Source organism: Pseudomonas cerasi (assembly GCF_027983475.1).
GTDB lineage: Bacteria > Pseudomonadota > Gammaproteobacteria > Pseudomonadales > Pseudomonadaceae > Aquipseudomonas > Aquipseudomonas cerasi.
The window spans coordinates 634,223-658,654 of the sequence record NZ_JAQJVM010000003.1 but is presented as its reverse complement, the minus strand read 5'-3'; the positions used below and the strand labels follow the sequence as shown (position 1 = coordinate 658,654).

Annotated in this window: 2 protein-coding genes (1 of these 2 running past the window's edge); both read right to left on the bottom strand. The window is 62.7% G+C overall.

The window, feature by feature from the left end; all coding sequences use genetic code 11:
* Window positions 1-14,938, bottom strand: the 5' portion of a protein-coding gene (locus PI739_RS19015) for a non-ribosomal peptide synthetase (RefSeq protein ID WP_271352100.1). The gene continues 2,843 nt to the left of window position 1, outside the view; the window shows 14,938 of its 17,781 coding nt (coding positions 1-14,938); the start codon lies at window positions 14,936-14,938; the stop codon falls past the left edge of the window.
* On the bottom strand, window positions 14,935-24,432 hold the full coding sequence (locus tag PI739_RS19010; protein ID WP_271352099.1) for a non-ribosomal peptide synthetase: 9,498 nt from the start codon (window positions 24,430-24,432) through the stop codon (window positions 14,935-14,937). Before PI739_RS19010 ends, PI739_RS19015 begins: the two co-directional genes overlap by 4 nt.

Sequence of the window (24,432 nt, the reverse complement as noted above, 5' to 3'; positions counted from 1 at the left end):
GCGCAGGCCAGACTTCCCAGGCCATGGCGTCGAAACCAAACCCGGCAACGCTGGCGGTATGACTGCCGGCACGCAGGTTGAACGCTTCACAGTGCCAATCCACCAGATTGTTCAGCGTGCGGTGCTCGACCATCACGCCCTTGGGCAGCCCGGTGGACCCCGAGGTGTAAATCACGTAAGCCAGATGGTGCGTGGTCATTTCCGGCACGGACGGGTTGTCGGTGCGCTGTGACCAGTCCGGGCGATCAAGCGCGATCACCGGCACCTGCAGTTCGGGCAGACGCGTCAGCAGGTCGAATTGAGCCAACACCACCACGGGCGCGCTGTTCTCCAGCAGATAGCTGATGCGTTCATCCGGGTGGGCCGGATCGACCGGTACGTAGCTCGCCCCGGCTTTCAGCACTGCCAGCAGCCCCGTCAGCGTCTCCAGACCGCGCCGCGCGACCACCGCCACCCGGTCGTCAGGACGTACGCCCAGTCCGATCAGATGATGGGCCAATGCGTTGGCACGGGCATTCAACTCGCCGTAGCTCAAATGCTGGTCGCCCGCCTGAGCAGCCAGTGCGTTCGGCTGGTCAAGCGCCTGCTGTTCGATACGTAGGTGAACGGGCAGCGGGTACTCCGCCGTAAGGCGATCGGCATTGAAGCCATTGAGCAGTTCGGTTCGCTCGGTGCCGGGCAGAATATTCAGGGTTTGAATCGGTTCCGCCGGTGACTGCTCGAGGGCATCGACCAGCCCGTTCACGGCACTGGAAAGGTACGCACAAATACGTCGGGCATCGATACCTGTCGAGGTCAGCGCCGTCAGGTCGAACGCTTCGCCCAGATCATCGACGCTGAGCGTCAACGGATAGCTGCTGCGCTCGCCGGACTGCAACAGCTCGATACCCTGCCAGGCCTCGTCGGCAGCCTCGTTTACCTCACTGGGCACCGCGCTGTGGCGGTAATTCAACAGTGCACTGAACAGCGGTACGCCCGCAGGCAAGGCGCTGCAACGCTGAGCAATTGCCAGAGAGGCCTGTTCGTGGGCAAGCAATCCGGTCAGGCGGCGGTGAGTCTGGGACAGAGCATCGCGTGCACTCTGATCGGCCAGGTCGATGCGCAGCGGCAAGGTGTTGATGAATACCCCGAGTGTACGTTCTGCACCCTCGCTGCCATTCAAGCGACCCAGCAGTACGGTGCCGAACACCACGCTGTCACGCCCGGACAATCGGCCCAGTACCTGCGCCCACGCCAGGTGCATCAGGCTGGCAGGACTGACACCCAGCTGCCGCACCTGATGGCGTAGCCGCCTGCTCAGGTCCGCATCCAGACGCACTCGGGCCTCGCCTGCAACCTCCGGCCCTGGCAACCAGGTCTGAGCGTACGCCAGGGTCGGCTCATCCAGATCGCCCAATTGCTCGCGGAAGAACGCTTCGTGCGTGTCGTCCCCCGCCCCCAGCAAGGTCTGCGCGATGTAGTTGCGGTAAGGCACTGGCGCAGGCAGTTGCGCTGCCTGATCGAGCAGTACCGCCTGCAATTCCTGGCTCAGCAGGTCCAGGGCAACGTGGTCCATGATCAGGTGATGGAACAGCAGTACCGCGACGATACGCCCGTTTTCCGGGTCATCGGCATGAACCAGACGCAACAGCGGTGCACGCACGAGCTCCAGCGGCTCGGGCGCATCCAGCGCCGCCAGCGTCACCTCGATCACCGGCAGATCGGCATGCCGCCAGACCACTTGCACAGGCGTTTCCAGACCTTCCCAGCACAGTGAAGTCCGCAACACGTCGTTGCGGGCGATGACCTGTTGCAGCGCCTGGCTGAAGGCATCCAGTCGCGAGCGGTCGGCAAAGGCGAAGCGTGCCTGCAAGCGATAGGGATCATCCTCAGCGGCGGACAGGTAGTGATAGAAAATGCCCGCCTGCAGAGGCCCCAGCGGGTAGATGTCCTGAATATTGCTCGCCCCCCCGGTAACACTCGCGACAATGCGATCAATCCCTGCCTGATCCAGTTTCACCAGCGGCAACAGGTCCGGGGTGATTGATGTGCAATCCACACCGATCAGGTTGGCCGGAATCTTCACCTGAGCGCCGCTGCCGACGGCACGCGCCAGGGCGGCCAGGGTCGGCTGTGCAAACAACACGCGAATATCGGCATCCATGCCACGGCGACGCATGCGCGCGATCAGGGTAACGGCGAGCATTGAATGGCCGCCGAGTTCGAAGAAATGATCGTTGCGCCCTATTTGCTCGACTTGCAGCAGATCGCTCCAGATGTCGGCCAGGGCCATTTCCAGCTCGCCTTGCGGCGGCTCGTATTCGCGCCCTGGCATGGCGTCGCGATCCGGCACCGGCAAAGCACGCCGATCGACCTTGCCGTTGGCGGTCAGTGGCCAGGCATCAAGGCGCACGAATGCACTCGGCACCATGTAGCCCGGCAGGCGATCCAGCATGTCGGCACGCAGCCTGGCGATATCAAGCGCCGGGCGCGGGCCTTGTTCAATGAAATACGCCACCAGACGTGACTGCCCAGGTTCGTCCTCGCGCGCCACCACCAGCGATTCCTCGATACCCGGCAACGAGGTCAGTTGCGCCTCGATTTCGCCCAGTTCGATGCGCATACCGCGGATTTTCACCTGATCGTCGTTACGCCCCAGATAGTCGAGCGTGCCGTCGGCATTCCAGCGTGCCAGATCACCGGTGCGGTACATGCGCGCCTGCGGGTGCTCACAGAACGGATCGCTGAGGAAGCGCTCGGCAGTGAGTTGCGGCTGTTTCAGATAACCGCGCGCTACGCCTTCTCCGCCGATGTACAACTCGCCAGCAACACCGGTCGGCACCAGTTGCTGGTGCTCATCCAGCAGGTACACGCGGGTGTTGGCGATCGGCTTGCCGATGTCGAGGCTGCCGTCAGGCAATAGACGACCGGAAGTGGCGACCACCGTGGTTTCGGTCGGGCCATAGTTGTTGATCACTGCGAAACCTGGCTCGCGGTGGAACTGCCGCAGGCGGTCGCCACCGATCAGCAGCGTGTGCAGCGTTGGGTGATAGAGCTCGCGGCTGAACGCATATTCAGCCACCGGTGTCGGCAGAAACGCCACGTGCAGCGGCTGCTTGAGCCACCAGTCGAGCAGCAGATCGAGCTGTTCATTGCTGATCTCGGCGGGCGGGATATGCAGCGTTGCCCCTGCACACAGCGCCGGCCAGACTTCCCAGGCCATGGCATCAAAACCGAAACCGGCCACCGTGGCCGTGTGACTGCCGGCGTGCAAAGCGAACGCCTGGCAATGCCAGTGGACGAGATTGGCCAGCGTGCGGTGTTCGACCATCACGCCTTTCGGTTGCCCGGTCGAGCCGGAGGTGTAAATCACATACGCCAGATCGCCGGGCGTCAGCCCCGACACCAGCGGATTTGCCGGTTGCTCAGGCCATTGAGGTCGATCAAGCGCGAGCAGCGGCACTGTAAGTGCAGGCAGGCGCGCCATGAACGCCTGTTCCGCGAGCACCACTGCTGGCGCGCTGTCGGTCAGCAGGTAGCTTATGCGCTCATCGGGGTGCGCCGGATCCACCGGCACATAGCAGGCACCGGACTTGAGCACGGCCAGCAGGCTCACCAGCGTGTCCAGCCCACGACGCGCCACCACCGCGACGCGATCATCCGGGCGCACGCCCAGGCTGATCAGATGATGGGCAAGGCTGTTCGCCTGACGGTTCAGCTGCGCGTAGCTCAGTGACTGCTCGCCGACCCTGGCGGCAACGGCTTCGGGCGTGCCTTCGGCGCGTGCTTCTATCAGGGCATGAATGGTCTGACCTTGCGGCAGATTCACCGCGCTGGCGTTGAGGCTTTCGAGCAGATACTCGCGTTCCTGCTGGCCCACCAGCGGGATATCAGCAAGCACCACCTGCTGGTTATTCACCAGCGTGCGCAGCAACTGTTCGAAATAACCGTAATAACGCTGCACTGTTGCCTCGTCGAACAGTGCAGTGGCGTAGTCCAGCGTGCCGAACAAAGCATCACCCTGCTCGCCGAGGTTAAGCGACAGATCGAACTTGGAGACCTGACTCTGCTGCTCAACCGTCGTCAGCAACAGCCCGTCCATCTCCGGTAACGTCGTTTCCCCGGCCAGCCAGTTCAGCGTCGTCTGGAACAATGGACCGTGGGCCAGACTGCGTGTCGGGCGGAGGATTTCCACGACCTGCTCGAACGGCAGATCCTGATGGTCCTGAGCCTCCAGTACTCGCGTCCTGACCTGTGCCAGCAGCGCCTCACCGGTGGGTGCCGATGCCGTGTCGATGCGTATGGCCAGCGTATTGACGAACAGACCGATCAGCCCTTCCAGCTCGGCCCGACCACGGCCCGCGATCGGGCTGCCGATCACCACCTCGGCCTGACCGGAAAGACGCGACAGCAGTGCGCCCCACGCAGTCAGCAAGGTCATGTACAGCGTGACACCTTGCCGCTGTGCCAGCGCACGCAGACCTGCGGTCAGTTGCCCATCCAGCCGCACGTTGAGGCTGGCACCGGCGAAATCCTGCTGCGCCGGACGCGGCCGGTCTGCAGGCAGGGTCAGCAGTGTCGGTGCGCCTTCCAGCGCCTGCCGCCAATAGGCAGCCTGATGTTGCAGACGTTCGCCGCTCATCCAGCCCTGCTGCCAGACCGCATAGTCGGCGTACTGGATGCTCAGCGCTGGCAGTGGATCGGCCTCGCCGCGACGCAGCGCCGGGTACAACGCCAGTAATTCGCGGGTCAGAACTCCCATCGACCAACCATCGGAGACGATGTGGTGCACGGTCAGCAACAACACGTGCCGCTCGTCCTCCACCTGTAGCAGGCAGCCACGGATCAGCGGCCCACGCGTCAGATCGAACGCTGCGGTGGCCTCTGTTACGACGCGTTCGGTCAGGGTGTGCGGGTGTTGACGCAGGTCTTCGATAGGCAGGAACGACATGGCCGTCGCAGGTATAAACACCACTTCGGCACCCTCCTCGCGGGCGATGAAGCGGCTGCGCAGGGTTTCGTGGCGCTCGACGATCCGCCCAAGCGCGGCCGTCAACGCTGCCACATCCAGCGATCCTTGCAGACTGAGGGCCAGCGGGATGTTGTAGGCCTGATTGCCGCCCTCCATTTGTGCCAGAAACCACAAACGCTGCTGGGCAAACGACAGCGGTAGCGACTGATCACGCGGCGCAGGCAGGATCAGTGACAGTTCACTGCGTCCGGTACCAGCCAGCGCACTGGCCACGGCTGCCAGTTCGCCCAGCGCGAAGAGTTCGCCCAATGGCAATTCCATCCCCATCTGCTGACGCACCTGCGACACCATGCGCATGGCCAGCAGGGAGTGCCCACCCAGATCGAAAAAGTGATCGTGGCGACCGACCCGCTCGAGCTGCAGAACTTCAGCCCAGATCTGCGCCAGAGCGATTTCAATCTCGCCCTGCGGTGGCTCGTAGGCCAGCCCCAACAGCGACGAATGATCCGGTTTGGGCAGTGCACGGCTGTCCAGCTTACCGTTGGCCGTCAGCGGCAGAGCGGTCAGTTCGACAAAGGCTCCAGGCACCATGTATTCCGGCAGGTTGGCCTGCAAGTGAGCCCGCATTTGCTCTGGTGCAGGCGCTTCGGCGTCCAGTCGGCTGGTGAAATAGGCAACCAGACGCACATTGCCCGGCTCATCCTCGCGCGCCAGAACGACAGCCTCCCTGATGCCCGGCAACTGGTGCAGGCAATTGACGATCTCGCCCAGCTCGATACGGAAACCGCGGATTTTCACTTGATCGTCGTTGCGTCCCAGACATTCCAGCTGGCCGTCCTCCAGCCAGCGGCCCAGATCGCCGGTGCGGTACATCACCGCGCCGGGCTGATCGCTGAACGGGTCGGCGATAAACTTCTCTGCGGTCAGGTCCGGACGATTCAGATAGCCCAGCGCTACACCGTCACCACCAATGTAAAGCTCGCCAATCGCGCCCAACGGCGTCAGGTGCTGATGAGCATCGAGTACGTAGACCGTCGTGTTACCGATAGGCCTGCCGATCGGTATTGATTCGGCATTATCGTCCAGCGTTCGTACATCGCTGGCGGTCGCGAAGGTAGTCGTTTCTGTGGGGCCATACACATTCAACAAGTGCAGGCCCGGAGCCTGGGCAAGCAGCGTGCGGAAGCTCGCTGTGTCGGCACGCTCACCGCCGGAAAGCAACAGCCGAAGGCCGGCGAGTGCCTCGGGGATCAGTTGCACGTACTGGTTGAACAGCGCGCTGGTCAAAAACAGCACGCTGACATTGCCCTGACGCAGGGCTGCACTGAAACGCGTCGGGTCGATCAGCGTGGTGTGTTCGATCACCAACAGTTGCCCGCCGTTGAGCAAGGCACCCCAGACTTCCATGGTGCTGGCATCGAATGCCGGGTTGGAGGCAAAGGCGATGCTGTCCTGCTCGTTGAAGTCGGCATAACCGTTGTTCAATACCAGCCTGGCAATGCCGCGATGGGCCACGCGGACGCCTTTCGGGGCGCCCGTCGAACCGGAGGTATACATGACGTAAGCCGCTGTGTCGGACGCCTGTGGCAGGCCCGGGTCATGCGCAGGCTGGTCATCAAGGTTCAACCGGTCCAGATCGATGCGCTGCACCGTCGAGCCCATCGAGATGGCGCTCTGTGTCAGCACACATTTCGCCTGGCAGTCATCGAGCATGTAATGCTGGCGCTCGGCAGGCGCGTTGACGTCCAGCGGCACGTAGGTCGCTGCGCACTTGCAGATCGCCAACTGGCTGATGAGCAGCTCCAGCGAGCGCGGCAGCAGGATTGCCACGTGTTCGTTCGGCCGCACACCTTGTCCCAGCAGGTAGTGAGCCAAGTGGTTGGCGCGTTCGTTCAACTCACCGTAAGTGAGTGAACGACGGCCATGTACGGCAGCCACTGCATGCGGGTGAAGCGCAGCGCGGCGTTCGAACAGAAGGTGCACGGGCTGTTCGCGGGGGTAGTCACGCCGGGTATCGTTGAACGTTACCGACAGACGCTCGCGTTCTGCCTCCGGCACCACTGACGATTCGATCAGGGCTGCTGCCGATTGCTGCTCCAGGGCCTGCACCAGGTGGACAAGGGCTTGTTGTACGTAGGCGCAAATCCGTTGCGGATCAATGCCCGGCGCAGCCTGGGCTGTCAGGCTGAAACCATCGCCGAAGTCATCGATACTCAAGGTCAGCGGGTAGTTGCTGCGCTCCTCTGCATGCACCACCTCAATCCCCTGCCATGCCGTGTTGTTCGCCTGGTCATCGACCTCAGGCACAGCACTGTGGCGGTAATTGAGCAGCGTATTGAACAGTGGCGCGCCAGCCGGCAAGGCACTGCAGCGCTGGGTCAGAGCCAACTGAGCGTGCTCGTGGGCAAGCATCCCGACCAGACGACCATGAAGGTCGAGCACCGCACTGCGCGCGCAATGCCCGCCCAGATCCATGCGCAATGGCAAGGTATTGATGAACACACCCAGGGCGCGCTCACCGCCTTCACCGCCGCGTAACCGTCCAAGCAGCACGGTACCGAATACCACGCTGTCACGCCCGGACAACTGGCCCAGTACCTTCGCCCAGGCAAGGTGCATCAACGTGGCAGCGCTGACGCCCAACTGCCTTGCCTGATCGCGAACCTGACGGCACAGGCCGCCGTCCAGCGTGAGACGGGCTTCGCCAGGAATCTGCTCTGCGGATGCCGTTAACAGGCCGTAAGGCAAGGTCGGCTCATCGATATCGCCTAACTGCTCGCGGAAGAACGCTTCATGAGCGTCGTCGCCAGGCCCTTGCACAACGTGGGCGATGTAGTTCCGGTAAGGCACGGGCGCTGCGAGCTGCGCTTCGTTGTCCAGCAGTATGGCCTGCAACTCATGGCTCAATATATCGAGGCCGATATGGTCCATGATCACATGGTGGTAGCGCAGCACTGCTGCGATCCTTTTGTTGGCTGGATCATGGGCATAAACCAGCTGCAAAAGCGGCGCCTGCGTCAGGTCCACGCGTGGTGCATTGAAAAGGTCCTGCAAGGCGGTCTCTTCAACCCGCAATGGCGCCTGACGCCAGACCACCTGCACCGGCGCTTGCAAACCCTCCCAGAACAACCCGGTGCGCAGAATATCGTTGCGCTCGATAACGCGCTGCAAGGCATGGCAAAAAGCGTCGAGACGCGAGGCGTCGGCAAAGGCGAACTGCGGCTGCAGCAAATAAGGATCGCGGTCCCCGGCTGTCAGGTGGTGATAAAGAATACCGGTCTGCAACGGGCCCAGCGGGTAGATATCCTGCACATTCGCAGCACCGCCCAGCACCCGCGCCACGATACGGTCGATGGCGGGCTGATCCAGCGCCACCAGCGGCAGCAGTTCAGGGGTGATGCGCTGACAGTGCGCATCGATCAGGTTGGCTGGCACATTGATTTCAGTGTCGCAACCTACGGCCGCCGCCAGTGCCGCCAGCGTAGGCTGGACAAACAGAACGCGAATGTCCGCACGCATGTCCAGACGACGCATGCGCGCAATCAGGGTCACGGCCAGCAACGAGTGGCCGCCCAGTTCAAAGAAATTATCCTGACGACCGACCTGCTCCACATGCAGCAGCTCGGCCCAGAGGCTCGCCAGGGCGATTTCGATCGCCCCTTGCGGCGCTTCATAGGCGCGGCTGGCAATGCTGTCGCGATCCGGTGCCGGCAGGCTCTTGCGGTCCAGTTTGCCGTTCGCCGTCACCGGCAGGCTGGCCAGCCGTACATAGGCCGCAGGCACCATGTAATCGGGGAGCAGGCCCGACAGCCAGGCACGCAACTGTTCGATATCCAGCCCGGGTTTACCTTCACCCGAGGTGTAATAGCCAACCAGTCGTTTGTCACCCGGCACATCCTCGCGCGCCACCACCACAGCGTAGAGAACATCTGGATGATCGTTCAGGCGAGCGGCGATCTCACCCAGTTCGATACGGAAACCACGAATCTTGACCTGTTCGTCATTACGGCCCATGTATTCCAGGCTGCCATCGGCCAGCCAGCGGGCCAGGTCACCGGTACGGTACATACGCGCATCAGTAGCGTGGCTGAACGGGTTGTCGAGGAAACGTTCGGCCGTCAGTGCTTCACGGTTCAGGTAGCCGCGTGCCACACCGGCGCCGCCGACATACAGTTCGCCAACCACGCCCATCGGCACCGGCTCGCCGCGAGCATCGAGTACATACAGCTGCAAGTCGGGAATGCGCCTGCCAATCGGGCTGGCGCCAAGGTGCTGGGCGTCTTCGGGCTGCAACGGGTAATAGGTCACATGCACGGTGGTTTCAGTGATGCCGTACATGTTCACCAGTTGTGTGCCGGCATTCACGTTGCGGGCATACCACGGCTTGAGTATGACTGTGTCCAGCGCTTCACCGCCAAAGATCACCTTGCGCAACACATGCGCCTGGCCGTTCTCGCCCTGTGCAGCAATCAGCTGACGGAACGCACTCGGCGTCTGGTTGAGCACCGTCACCCCGGCGCGGCACAGCAACGTATAGAAGTCTTCGGGCGAGCGGCTGACCAGTTGCGGCACGATCACCAAATGCCCGCCATGCAGCAACGCGCCCCAGATTTCCCAGACCGAAAAGTCGAAGGCGAACGAATGGAACAGCGCCCAGACATCCTGCTGGTTGAAACCGAACCATGCTTCGGTGGCCGAGAACAGCCGCGCAACGTTGCGGTGTTCGATCATCACGCCTTTGGGCTTACCGGTAGAGCCGGAGGTGTAGATCACATAAGCCAGGTTGCCGGGCTTTACCAGCACCTGCGGATTGCAGACGGATTCGTCCTGCAAGTCGTCGTCGAGACTGATTACCGGCACTTCCGAGACCGGCAAGGTGCCCTGCACTGAACGCTGACTCAACAACGCCACCGGTGCGCTGTCCTCGAGGGTATAAGCCAGACGTTCAAGCGGATAAGCCGGGTCCAGTGGCACGTAGGCGGCACCGGCTTTGAGGATCCCCAGCAGGCCGGCGATCATCTGCAGGCCGCGAGGCGTGTAGATGGCGACTCGGTCGTCCGCACCAATGCCCATGCCAATCAGGCGATGCGCGATCCTGTTGGCCTGGGCGTTAAGTGTCGCGTAGCTCCAAGACTCCTCTTCATAGCTGACGGCAATCGCATCCGGCGTGCGCTGCGCTTGCGCTTCAAACTGACTGTGCAGCGTCTGCTCTTGCGGATAAACCGCATCGGGTGCATTGAAACCTTCGGTCAATTGCAGACGCTCGGCCTCCGACAGCAGCGGAATGTGGCTCACAACCGTCTGGCTGTCAGCCACCATGGCGCGCAGTATCGCCTCCAGATACCCCAGATAGCGTTCGATGGTGCCGTGGTCAAACAAAGCCGTGGCATATTCCACGATGCAGCGGAAATGGTCGGGGCCATCGCTGACGCTCAGCGCCAGGTCGAATTTCGCAAAAGCGGCCTGTTCATCCAGCGGTTCGAGCTGCATATCGCCCAGTTGCAATTCCAGCCCCTGGCTGCCGTCCCAGGTCAGCGATGCCTGGAATAACGGGCTGTGCGCGAGGCTGCGCGGCGGCCGCAGGCGCTCCACCACTTGTTCGAAAGGCAGGTCCTGATGGTCCTGCGCTTCCACCACGCGGGCCTTGATGCGCTCCAGCAGCGTCACCACATCCGGCTCGCCCGACGTGTCGACACGCACGGCCAGGGTGTTGACGAACAGACCGATCAAGCCTTCGATTTCAGCACGACGGCGGTTGGCAACCGGCATGCCGACGACGACCTCTTCCTGCCCGGACAGCCGCGCCAGCAATACGGCCCATGCGCCCATGAACAGCATGAACGGTGTCATCGACTGTGCCTGGCAGAAGGCTCTGAGGTCGTTGCTCAGACGCGGATCGAGATCCAGCGCGACGCTGGCCCCGGTGTAGTCCTGATGCGCAGGACGTGGACGGTCGGTGGGCAGGGTCAGCAATACCGGCGCCCCCGTCAGGGTCTGCTGCCAGTAATCGGCCTGATGACTCAACCGCTCGTCGTCCAGCCAGTTGCGTTGCCACACGGCGTAATCGCCATATTGCAGCGCCAGCGCGGGCAGTGGGTCGTCCTGCCCTTGACTGAACGCCTGGTAGAGCGCGGTCAGCTCGCGGGTCAGTACGCCCAGCGACCAGCCGTCAGCAACGATGTGATGCACGGTCAGCAACAAGACGTGACGGTCTTTAGCCAGACACAGCAAACGGCCACGGATCGGCAGGTCGTGTTGCAGGTCGAAGGGCTGCGCGGCCTCTTCCCTGATCACTGCCTGCAGCGCTTGCGGGTCCTGATCGCGTAAATCCTGCCAGCAGATGCGCGGCACTTCAGTCACCGGCGCTGCCTGTACCCAGGCATTGTCGTCTTCCTGGCTGAAGCGGCTGCGCAGGCTGTCGTGGCGGGCCACAATACGTTCCAGCGCACGCGTCAATGCTCGACTGTCCAGCGGACCGCTCAGTTTCAGGCCCAGCGAGATGTTGTAGGCGCTGTTGGCATCTTCCATTTGCGCCATGAACCAGATGCGCTGTTGAGCAGAAGACAAAGGTACAGGACCATTGCGTGGCTGCACTTCGATGACCGGCAACTGACTGCGCGCGGCAGCGGTCAGGCAGTGTGCGACCGCGATCAGCGAACTGTCGGCAAACAGGTCGCCAAGGGCCAGTTCCAGTGACAGGCGCTGACGTACCTGAGAAACCATGCGCATGGCCAGCAGCGAATGACCGCCCAGCTCGAAGAAACGGTCATGACGCCCTACTCGCTCGACCTGCAGCAATTCGCTCCAGATCAGGGCCAGTGCACCCTCCAGATCGCCTTGCGGGGCATGGTATTCGCCGGTCGACAGCGCGGCGCGGTCGGGTACCGGCAAGGCACGGCGGTCAACCTTGCCATTGGCCGTCAACGGCCAGCTGTCCAGGCGCACCAATGCGCCGGGCACCATATAACCCGGTAGACGGGCCAGCAGCGCGGTACGCAATTGCTCCACGCTGCTGGCGACAGCGCCTGCACGCTCGGTGAAATAGCCCACCAGCCGTGGTTGCCCCGGTTCGTCTTCACGAGCCAGTACCAGTGCTTCCTCGATACCCGGCAATTGGCTGAACTGGTTTTCGATTTCTCCCAGCTCGATGCGCACCCCGCGAATTTTCACCTGATCGTCATTACGACCCAGATATTCCAGGGTGCCATCAGCATTCCAGCGCGCCAGATCCCCGGTGCGGTACATGCGCGCCTGTGGTTGCCCGGCGAACGGGTCATGCATAAAGCGTTCTGCTGTCAGTTGCGGTTGATTCAGATACCCGCGGGCGACACTGTCGCCGCCGATATACAGCTCGCCCGGTACCCCGAGCGGGACCAACTGTTGGCGTTCATCAAGCAGGTAAATCGAGGTGTTGGCGACCGGTTTGCCGATGTCCAGGCTGCCGTCGGGTAGTAAGCGACCGGAGGTGGCGACCACCGTGGTTTCGGTGGGGCCATAATTGTTGATCACCGCAAAACCGGGATCGCGATGGAACTGGCGTAGCCGGTCACCGCCGATCAGCAGCGTGCGCAGGGTTGGATGACGCAGATTGCGACTGAAAGCGTATTCGGCCACCGGAGTGGGCAGAAAAGCGACCTGCAGTGGCTGAGCGATCCACCAGTCAAGCAGCGCATCGAGCTGCTCATTGCCGATTTCGGCCGGTGGCAGGTGCAGCGTCGCCCCGGCGCACAAGGCCGGCCAGATTTCCCAGGCCATGGCGTCGAAACCGAAGCCCGCCACACTGGCGGTATGACTGCCCGCGTGCAGATCGAAGGCCTCACGGTGCCAGTCGATCAGATTGTTCAGCGAGCGGTGTTCGACCATCACGCCCTTGGGTTGGCCGGTCGAGCCCGAGGTGTAGATCACATAGGCGAGATGGGTCGCATCGAGCGTGGCGATATGAGGATTGTCTTGCTGCTCCGGCCAGTTTGCCAGGTCCAGCTCGATCAGCGGGGTGTTCAATCCCGCCAGGCCCAACCCTTGCAGGCGTTCGACAAACGCCGGTTGAGCCAATACCGCAACCGGCGCGCTGTCGCCGAGCAGATAGGCAATGCGCTCATCCGGGTGCGCCGGATCGACCGGCACATAGCCCGCACCGGCCTTGAGCACTGCCAGCAAGCCGACCAGCGTCTCCAGGCTGCGCCGCGCTACCACCGCCACACGGTCATCGGGTTGTACGCCAAGACTGAGCAAATGATCGGCGAGCGCATTGGCCCGCGCGTTCAGCTCGCGGTAGCTAAGGTGTTGTGCACCTACCTGTGCGGCAATGGCGTCAGGCTGCTGCTCTGCAAGCTGTTCGATACGCTGATGAATCGTCAGCCTGCGTTCGTAGTCGGCACGTCGGTCATTGAAGTCCAGCAACAACCGCGCACGCTCGCTGGCAGGCACGATATCAAGCTGTTCGACCGGCATCTGCGGCGTCTGCTCCAGCGCATCGACCACGCTTTCCATGGTCCATTGCATAAAGGCGCAAATGCTTTGCGGGTCGATGCCTGCGGTGGCTTGTGCCGTCAAGCCAAAGGCTTCACCCAGATCATCGACGCTCAGTACCAGCGGATAATTGCTGCGCTCCTGAGCCTGTAGCACTTCAATGCCTTGCCATGTTTCACCGGACGCCTGCGCCGGCGCACTGTGGCGGTAGTTGAGCAACGCGTTGAACAACGGCGTCGGCGCCTTTACCCCACTGCAGCGCTGCGCCAGTGCCAGCGGTGCGTGTTCGTGGCGCATCAGCGCGGTCAGGCGCTGATGGGTGGCGCGCACTGCGGCTTGCACGCCCTGCTCAGCCAGATCGAGGCGCAGCGGCAATGTGTTGATGAAGATGCCCAGCGCCCGCTCTGTGGCTTCGGCACCCAGCAGGCGTCCCATCAGCACGGTGCCGAATACCACCCGCGACTGTCCGGCGAGGCCCGCCAGCACCCGTGCCCAGCCCAGATGGAACAGGCTGGCGACACTGATGCCCAGGGTTCGCGACTGAGCGCGCAGGCGCTGACACAACTGCTGATCGAGCGTGACGCTGTGCTCTTCGATCGCATCGCCCTCACCGCTCAAATCCTGCAGGCCGTAGGCCAGTGTCGGTTCGTCGAGATCACCCAGCATTTCGCGAAAAAACGCTTCATGCTGAGCTTCGCTGACGCCCAGCAGCGCCTGTCCGACATAGTTGCGAAACGGTACTGGTACGCCCAGCATTTCGGCTTGCCCTGACAGGCAGGCCTGTATTTCATGGCGCACCACCTCAAGGGCACTGTGGTCCATGGCAATGTGGTGGAACAGCAGCGTAGCTTCGACCCGTTGCCCTGCCGCAGGGGCATGGCAGACCAGGCGCATCAGCGGCGCCTGGCCCAGGTCCATCGTCAGGTCTGCCGCGAGCGGCGAGCGGTCGACCTTCAGTTCAGCGTGGCGCCAGACCACCTGCACCGGGGTTTCCAGCCCCTTCCAGTGCACCGACGTACGCAGAATGTCATGCCGGGTAATGACGGTTTGCAACGCCTCGGCGAACGCGTTCAGACGTGCCTGATCGGAAAAGGCGAATTGCACCTGCATGACATAGGGATCGCCCTGGGTGGCGGTGACGTGGTGGTAAAGAATGCCCTGCTGCAGCGGCGCCAGCGGGTAGATGTCCTGGACATTCGCGGCACCTCCCGGTATCGCGTCCATCAACAGGTCGATAGCCGCCTGATCAAGGTCCACCAGCGTCACCATTGCGGGGGTGATTAGCTCGCAACCCTGTTCGATGCCGTTGGCTGGCAATGCCGGTGCGCCGCGCTTGCCGTTCTGATAATCGCCCTGTTCGATGAGCTCGATCAGCGCCGGCTTATGCTCACGCAGATGTTCAAGTAGCCCGTTCTCGGTCAAGGCACGGCGATTGCCCTGTACCACCAATTGACCGTCCTTGACCGTCAGGTGGATTTCGTGAGCTTTGAGTGTCGCCAAGAGTTCGTTGATGCTCACAGGGTAATCTCCATGTTCTCTGTGATGGCTGCGTAGCCCGCCAGCGTAGGTTGTTCGAAAAGCGCCCGTACATCGGCCTCGATGCCTTCCTGGCGCAGGCGCGCAGTCAGACTCACCGCCAGCAGCGAATGACCGCCCAGCTCGAAAAAGTTGTCATGACGGCCGACCTGCCCAACCCCGAGCAGTTCGCTCCAGAGCCTGGCCAGCAAGGCTTCGGTTTCGCCTTGCGGTGCTTCATAAGGGCGGGTCAGGAGCGCATCCTGCCCGGGCGCAGGCAGCGCCTTGCGATCCAGCTTGCCGTTGGGGCTCAGGGGCATGGCATCCAGATGCACGAACAGTGCTGGCACCATGTAATCCGGCAACTGCGCGCGCAGCACCTCACGCAAGGTCTCGACCGGCAGCTGTGTGCCGGTGTAATAGGCCACCAGCCGCTGCCCGCCCGGTTGCTCGTCGCGCACCAGAACGATTGCCTGTTCGATACGCGGATGGTTGATCAGGCAGGCCTGAATGTCGCCCGGTTCGATACGCAATCCGTGGATCTTCACCTGATCGTCGTTGCGGCCAAGGAACTCGAGGTTACCGTCTGCCCGCTGGCGTACCAGATCGCCACTGCGGTACAGGCGATCACCCGTCACGAAGGGGCTGTCGATAAAACGCTCGGCGTCGGTCTTTGGCAGGTTCAGGTAGCCACGCGTCACCCCGGCACCGCCGATATGCAGCTGGCCGATAACCCCCTGCGGTACGGGCTGGTCATGGGCATCGAGCACGTAAAGCCGCGTGTTGCTGATCGGACGCCCGATAGGCAAGGCGCTGTCCGGCACAGCTTCGTTGGGTCGCAGCGTCCAGACACTGCAATCGACGGTGGTTTCGGTCGGGCCGTACACGTTGTGCAGGCGTACCTCTGGCAAACGTTTGCGTAGCTGCGCGGCCATCTCCACGGTCAGCTCACCGCCCCCGCAGACCACGTCGGTCAGGCTGCTGCACGCGCTGCTCTGCGGCAGATCGAGGAACTGCTGTAACAGCGCAGGAACGAACTGCACCACGCTGACCTGGCGTTCCTGAATCACTTGCGCCAGGTAGGCAGGATCGCGCTGGCCGTCAGGACGCGCGAGCACCAGCGCAATACCACTGCTCAGTGGCCAGAAGATCTCCCAGACCGAGGCGTCGAAGCTGATCGGGGTCTTTTGCAGCAAGACGGTGTCCGAGCTGGGTGGGCACAATACCGAGCTCCACTGCACCAGGTTGCTGACGTTGCGGTGCTCGACCATCACTCCTTTCGGCGTGCCGGTGGAGCCCGAGGTGTAGATCACATACGCCAGATGCTCCGCGGTCAGGCCGGTAACGCGCGGATTCTGATTACGCTGTGCGTCCCAGGTCACGCTGTCCAGATCGATCCGCAGGGCGTGCTCGTCGTCGAGCAGATCGCGGGTGCCGGCTTGTACCAGCAAGGCGACCGGTGTGCTGTCCTTGACCATGTACTGCAAACGCTCGCGCGGGTAGCTGGGGTCCAGTGGTACGTAAGCGCCACCGGCCTTGAGGATCGCCAGCAGACCGATCACCATCGACAGGCCGCGCTCGACGCAGATCGCGACCCGTTGATCGGGCCGCACGCCCAGATCGATCAGGTGATGAGCCAGGCTGTTGGCCTGTTCATTGAGCTGGCGATAGCTCAATTGTGCACGTCCGGCGCGCAGGGCTATCGCCTGCGGCGTACGCACCGCCTGGGCTTCGAACAGCCCGTGCAGGGTTTGCTGAAGATCGTGGTGGATCGCCGTGGCGTTGAAGTCGACCAGCGAACGCTGCCGCTCTTCAGCGCCGAGTACCGACAGGTGCTGCACCGGTAGATCCGGCTGGCCTTCAAGGGCGTCAAGCATGGTCACCAGCGTCTGCTGCACATAAGCACAGATACGTTGCGCCCCTACCCGGGGTGGCACGGTAACGCTCAGACGCAGGCTGTCGCCCAGATCGTCGACGTTGAGGCTCAACGGGTAGTTGGTGTGCTTCTCGCTGGTCAGAATCTCCAGGCCTTGCCATGCATCGAGCTGCGCATCCTGGCGCGCCTGGCCTGCTGCGTGTCGATAGTTGAGGATTGCACTGAACAACGGCAATGGCGCTGCCACCCCGCTCCAGCGCTGTGCCTGAGCCAGGGATGCGTGCTCATGGCCAAGCAGTGCCGCCAGTCGGGCATGCGTGGCACGTGCGCCGTCGCGCACACTGAGGTTGCCCAGATCGACCCGCAACGGCAGCGTATTGATGAACATGCCCATACCACGGTCGGCACCCGCACCGCCCTGCAAACGACCCAGCAGCACAGTGCCGAATACCACGCGGTCATTGCCGGTGGCCGCGCCCAGAACCCGCGCCCAGGCCAGATGCAACAGGCTGGCGACGCTGACACCCAGTTGCCGTGCCTGACTGCGAAGGCGCTGTAGCAACGCATCGGGCAGCACCTGCTGGGCTTCCTCGATGCAACAGCCGTCACCCTGCACATCGCGCAGATCGAATGGCAACGTCGGCTCGTCTATATCGCCCAGTTGTTCGCGGAAATATGCCTCATGCTCCGCCTCGCTGACACCCAGGCGTGCCTGAGCCACATAGTTGCGATACGGCACAGCGGGCTGAGTCGGGCCCGGCTCGCCGCGCAGATGGGCGAGCATTTCTTCGCGCATGACTTCGAGTGCAGTGGCGTCCACCACAATGTGATGGAAGCGCAGCGTTGCCGACAGGCCTGGGCCTTCCGCGTCCGGGCAGTAGGCCAGGCGGATCAGCGGCGCACAGCTCAAGTCCATACGCGCCGCGCCCGCCGGGGTGTCGATTTGCGCCATTGTCACACGCTCGACAAGCAGATCCGCCTGGCGCCAGACCACCTGTTGCGGCGTTTCCAGGCCTTCCCAGACGATCGCCGTGCGCAAACTGTCGTGCCGCGCGATGACCTTGAGCAAGGCAGCGGCCACTGACTCCAGACGCTCCGGGCTGTCGACGTTCATGCGCAATTGCAGCAAGTACGGGTCGCCCTGCTCGGCAGTCAGGTGGTGATAGAGGATGCCTTCCTGCAGGGGCGCCAGCGGGTAGATTTCCTGAATATTGGCCGCACCGCCAGGCACCGTGGCGACAATGCGCTCGATGGTCGTCTGGTCGAGCTGTGACAGGCTCAGCAGCTCTGGCGTGATGTGGGTGCAACCGGCCGGAACGCGATTGAGCGGCGTCGGGACTTCACGCCCTTTACCCACGGATGCGGCCAGCGCGGCGACGGTCGGCTGGCCGAGCAGGACACGTACATCGACGCTGAGTCCGGCGTTGCGCAGGCGCTCGACCAGACTGACCGCCAGCAGCGAGTGGCCGCCCAGTTCAAAGAAGTTGTCATGCCTGCCGACTTTTTCCAGGCCAAGCACGTGCGCCCAGAGATCAGCCATAAGGATCTCCGTTGCACCCACGGGTGCCTCGTAGGCCTGACTGGTCAGCGCTTCCAGCTCCGGGTCCGGCAAGGCACGGCGGTCAAGCTTGCCATGGCTGGTCAGCGGCAGCGCGTCCAGGCGTGTGAAGGCCAGCGGCACCATGTGCGCGGGAAGACGTGCACGCAACGCCTCGCGCAGCGCTTCGGGTTCGACGGGAGCATTTTCGGTGAACCAGGCTAGCAAACGGTCACCGCGCACCAGCACCACGGCGTCCTGCACTTCGGCCTGACTGGCCAGCGCCGACTCGACTTCGCCCAGCTCGATGCGCATGCCGCGAATTTTCACCTGATCGTCGTTGCGCCCCAGATAGTCGAGGCTACCATCGGCATTCCAGCGCACCAGATCGCCGCTGCGATACAGGCGCGCCTGCGTTGCGGCACTGAACGGGTCGGCGATAAAACGCTCTTCGGTCATTTGCGGACGATTCAGATAGCCACGGGCAACCCCCGCGCCACCGATATACAGCTCGCCGACGACACCCACCGGCACCGGCTGCAACTGCTCGTCCAGCACATACACGCGAGTGTTGGTGATCGGGCCGCCGATATGCAACGGGCCGCCCGGCTGCATGGCACCAGAGGTCGCCACCACAGTGGTTTCAGTCGGGCCGTAATTGTTGATCACGGCGAAGCCAGGGTCGCTGTCGAACTGGCGAAGACGGTCGCCACCGATCAGCAACGTGCGCAGCGTCGGGTGCTGGCGCGGGCGTCTGAAGGCCTGCTCGGCCACCGGGGTGGGCAGGAAACCGACCTGAAGTGGCTGTTCCAGCCACCAGTCGAGCAGTTCATCGATGTGCTCGTTGCCGACTTCGGCCGGTGGCAGATGCAGCACTGCACCGGCACACAGCGCCGGCCACACTTCCCAGGCCATGGCGTCGAAGCCGAAACCGGCCACGCTCGCAGTATGACTGCCAGCCTGCAGAGCGAACGCCTGACAGTGCCAGTGCACCAGATTGACCAGCGTGCAGTGCTCGACCATGACGCCCTTGGGCTGACCGGTGGAGCCGGAGGTGTAGATGACGTACGCCAGTTTTTGCGCATCAAGGTCCGCAACGCAGGGGTTATTGCCGGAAGAACCAGGCCAGTCAGCCTGCTCGATGTTCACCCGGGCAGTATCGCCGGCCAGATCATGAGTCAAGTTTTCAGTCAGAACCACGCGGGGCGCGCTGTCCTGTAGGAGGTAGGCAATACGCTCAGCCGGATAGACCGGGTCGACCGGCACGTAGGCCGCACCGGCCTTGAGCACCGCCAACATGGCAACCAGGCGTTCGGGACCACGGTGCAGGCACAGGGCAACACGTTCATCGGTTTTGACGCCCAGACCCATCAGATGGTGGGCCAGGCGATTGGCGCGCTGGTTGAGCTGAGCATAGGTCAGGACATGGCCGCCCTGAATCACCGCTGGGCTGTCTGGCTGGCTGGCAGCCTGCGCTTCGATCAACGCATTCACGGTGCAGTCCTGCGGGAACGGCTGCTCGCTGCCATTGAAATCGAGCAACAAATGGTTGCGCTCTGCCGCATCGAGAATCGCTACGTTCTCCAGCCGCAGCGGCAGTGCCTGTTCCAGAGTGTCCAGCAGATGCTCCAGCGTGTTGAGCACCCAGCAAGCGATACGCTTGGCTCCCATACCCTGCTGCGCCAGCATATGCAGGTCGAAACCTTCGCCCAGATCGTCCACGCAGAGGGTCAGCGGGTAGTTGCTGCGTACATCGCCACCGAGCACCCGCACGCCTTGCCAGAGCCCTTCGCCGTCCTGCGGTTTTACCTCCCCGCTGTGGCGATAATTGAGCAAGGCACTGAACAGCGGGGAACCCGATGCCACCGCACTGCAGCCCTGGGCGAGTACCAGTGAAGCCTGCTCGTGGGCGATCAGCGCAGACAGCTTCGTGTGAACCGCTTTGACGGCTGAACGAGTGTCCTGCGCCGTATCCACGCGCAGCGGCAAGGTATTGATAAACACACCGAGTGCCCGATCAGCGCCCTCACCGCCCATGCGTCCCAGCAACACAGTGCCGAACACCACGTCGCGACGATTGGCGAGCACGCCCAGAACCCGCGCCCATACGACGTGCATCAGACTTGCAGCGCTCACCCCGAGCTGGCGTGCCTGTTCGCGCAGCCGCAGCGCCAGCTCAGGGTCGAGGGCCCGTCGCTCCTCCTCGATGCCACTGCCATCGGCGTGTACGTCCTGTATGCCAAAAGGCAGGGTTGGCTCATCGACGTCACCGAGCATTTCAGTGAAAAACGCTGTGTGGCTTGCCTCATCATTGGCCAGGCGTACTTGCGCGACGTAGTTGCGATACGGCACTGGCGTTTTCAAGTCATAGCGGTGGCCGAACAGCAACGCTTGCATCTCGCGGCTGACGATCTCCATCGCCGTGTTATCCAGCACCAGATGGTGGAAGAGCAGAATGGCGACGGTTTCGCCGCTCGACGATTGCTGGGCATGCACCAGACGCATCAAGGGGGCCTGGGTCAGATCCAGTCGATGATGACGAGCGTCGAACTGGCGTTGCAGACGGTCGATGACAGCCGTTTCGGGGTCTTCGGCCTCGAACTCGATGGCTTGTACTGTCAGCTCGGCATTGCGCCAGACCACCTGTTGCGGGCTTTCCAGGCCTTGCCATACCACTGAGGTGCGCAGGATATCGTGGCGGTCGATAACCTCCTGCAAGGCCGCGGCCCAACTATACAGGCGCTCCGGCGTGTCGAACGCCAGGCGCCATTGCAGCAGATAGGTATCGCCGTGCTCTGCGATCAGGTGGTGATAGAGAATGCCTTCCTGCAGCGGTGCCAGCGGGTAGATATCCTGCACATTGGCAGCACCGCCCGGTACGCTGGCGACGATGCGGTCAATGGCTGACTGTTCGAGCGCCACCAGACTCAACATGCCCGGAGTGATCTGCTTGCAGCCTGCCGGAATAAGGTTTGCCGGCACTTTGAAGGTGTTGACGTCCGTCTGAGATGCCGCCAGAGCGGCCAGTGTCGGCTGGCTGAGCAGCACATGCACATCCGCCTTGAGTCCGGCCTTGCGCAGTTGCTCTACCAGACTGACGGCCAGCAGTGAATGGCCGCCCAGTTCGAAAAAGTTGTCGTGCCGCCCTACGCGCTCGATGCCCAGCACTTGTGCCCAGATGGCCGCCATGGCAATTTCCACTTCGCCCTGTGGTGCTTCATAAGCGTTGCCGAGCAGGTACGCCGGGTCGGGATCGGGCAGCGCACGACGGTCAAGTTTGCCGTTGGCCGTCAATGGCAGCGACGCCAGCCGGGTGAAGGCGCGCGGCACCATGTAGCCCGGCAGACGTGCGCGCATTGCCGCTGACAGCGTGTCGGTGTCGACCGTGGCGGTTTCGGTGAACCAGGCAAGCAGATGGAGATCGCGAACCAGCACGACTGCGTCTTTCACACCGTCCAGACTGGCCAGCACCGACTCGATTTCGCCCAGCTCGATGCGCATGCCTCGAATCTTCACCTGGTCGTCGTTACGGCCCAGGTAATCCAGAGTCCCGTCGCCGTTCCAGCGTACAAGATCGCCACTACGGTACATGCGTGCCTGCGCGACATCGCTGAAAGGGTCGGCAACAAAGCGCTCGTCGGTGAGTTGCGGCTGGTTCAGATAGCCCCGCGCAACACCCTCACCGCCAATGTAAAGCTCACCGGGTACTCCGACGGGCATCGCTTGCAAGTGCTTGTCGAGTACGTAAACACGGGTGTTGGCGATGGGGCCGCCAATGTGCAGCGCGCCATTGGCCTGCACCTGACCGGAGGTGGCGACAACGGTGGTTTCGGTCGGACCATAGTTGTTGACCACGGCATAACGGCGGTTGTGAGTGAACTGGCGCAGACGATCGCCGCCGATCAGCAGCGTACGCAAGGTCGGATGGTCGTGATTCTGGCTGAAGGCGTACTCGGCCACCGGGGTGGGAAGAAAGCTCACGTCCAGCGGTTGCGCGCGCCACCAGTCGAGCATGGCTTCAATGTCCTCACCACCGTCCTGGACCGGCGCCAGATGCAGGGTTGCACCAGCACACAGGGTCGGCCAGATCTCCCAGGCCATCGCGTCAAAACCGAAGCCGGCCAGGCAAGAAGTATGACTGCCCGCCTTCACATCGAAAGCCTGACAGTGCCAGTCAACCAGATTGGCCAGGGTTCGATGCTCTACCATCACGCCTTTGGGCTGGCCTGTGGAGCCGGATGTGTAAATGACGTAGACCAGATTGTCGCTGCCCAGCCCCGCTACCTGCGGATTATTCTCGGCGCCCTGGCCGCCGGTGCAATGGTCCAGCTCGATCAGCGGCATTGCCAGCGGCGGCAGACGCTCGATCAGCGAAGACAGGGTCAGCACCACCACCGGCGCGCTGTCACTGAGCAGATAATGCAGGCGTTCACGCGGGTGCGACGGGTCGATGGGCACATAAGCCGCCCCCGCCTTGAGGATGGCCAAAAGCCCTACCAGGGTTTCCAGGCCACGGCGCGAAATGATTGCCACGCGATCGTCAGGGCGTACGCCCTGGTAGATCAGACGCTGAGCCAGGGCATTGGCCTGCCGGTTGAGTTGCGCGTAGGTCAGGTGTTGCCCCTGGAATATCGCCGCCACGGCATAGGGGCGAGTACGGGCCTGCTGTTCGATGCGTCGATGAATCAGTTGCTCGTCGCCCACAGCCGTTTCAGTCTGATTCCAGGTCTGCAGTTGCAATTGCTCGGCACGTGCAGACAGGTGGAAGTCCTGAATCTTCAAAGCCGGGTTTTCCAGCCCCTGTTCCAGAACGTGCAGCAAGCGTCCGGCAATCGCCGAGGCCTCGTCGTCATCGATCCAGGCACGGTGGTGAACCAGGTGCAGCGAGGCATCGTCGTTGCAACTGTTGCTGCGCAAATGGATGGCCAGCGGCGTCGCCTCGTAACCATTGGACACTTTTACCGTCCGCGCCTGCGCATCGGTGTAGCAATAACCGTGGTCCTCCAGCTCGTAGGACACCGAAACTTCGAACAGTTGCGCCCGTCCCTCACGCGACAATTCGAGGCTGCGATTGAGCTCGCTCAAGGGGAAGCGCTGATGACGGAAGTCACGTTTCAGTGCGTCACGCACCTCGACCACCAAAGCAGCGAAGTCCAGCCCGTCGTCGAAAGCCATGCGCACGGCACTGACCTGAGCGAAGTGACCCAGCGTCGCCTTGAAGCGCGCGCCGCTGCGGTTGAGCAGCGGCAGCCCGACAATCCACTCGTCGCGTTGCGCAGTGCGCGTGAAATAGACATGCAGAACCGCCAGCAGTACATGAAACGCAGAGGCGTTGTGGTGCTCGGCAAATTGTTTCATACGCGCATGTAAGGTGCCGGGAAGCGGCTGCACCCAGGCATGGGACGGCGCCGGGTCAGTCGCCCGGCGGTTGTGATAGCGCGACACCAGCAACGGCTCCGGCAAATCGCGGTATTTCTCCAGCCAATAGGCCCTGTCCAGCGAATAGCGTTCTGACGCCTGATACCGGGCATCGTCTGCAATGAAGTCGCTGTACCCCGGTGCAACCAGTTCGAGGTCTTTACCTGCCATCAATGCGCTGTAAAGCTCACCCAGGGACTTGAACAACTGTGCGAAACCCCAGCCATCGAGAATCAGGTGGTGGGCCTGGCCTGCCAGCCAGTGGCGATCATCCGCCAGACGGATGAGGCAAAAGTCGAGTAGCGGGCTGCCGTCGAGCACGTACGGGCGGCGCATGTTGTCGTTGATCAGTGCTCGCGCTGCCTGCTCCGGCTCGGGGTGGCTGCCGAGGTCGTAAAATGGCAGTGACACCGGCATGGAGGCCGCATAAGTCTGAAGCGGCACGCCATCCGCTCCGGCACCCGGCATCAGCACCGTGCGCAGCGCCTCATGTGCACCAACCAGTTGCTCCAGCGCCTTGTGCAGGGTTGCCGGGTCAACCGCTCCGGACAGTTGCAGATAGCCGCCAATGTTATAAAGCGGAGAGTCACCGCGGCTGATCTGATCAAGCCAGACGTCGCGCTGAGCAGCGGTCAATGGGAATGTTGCGGCGCTGGAGGCGAGCAT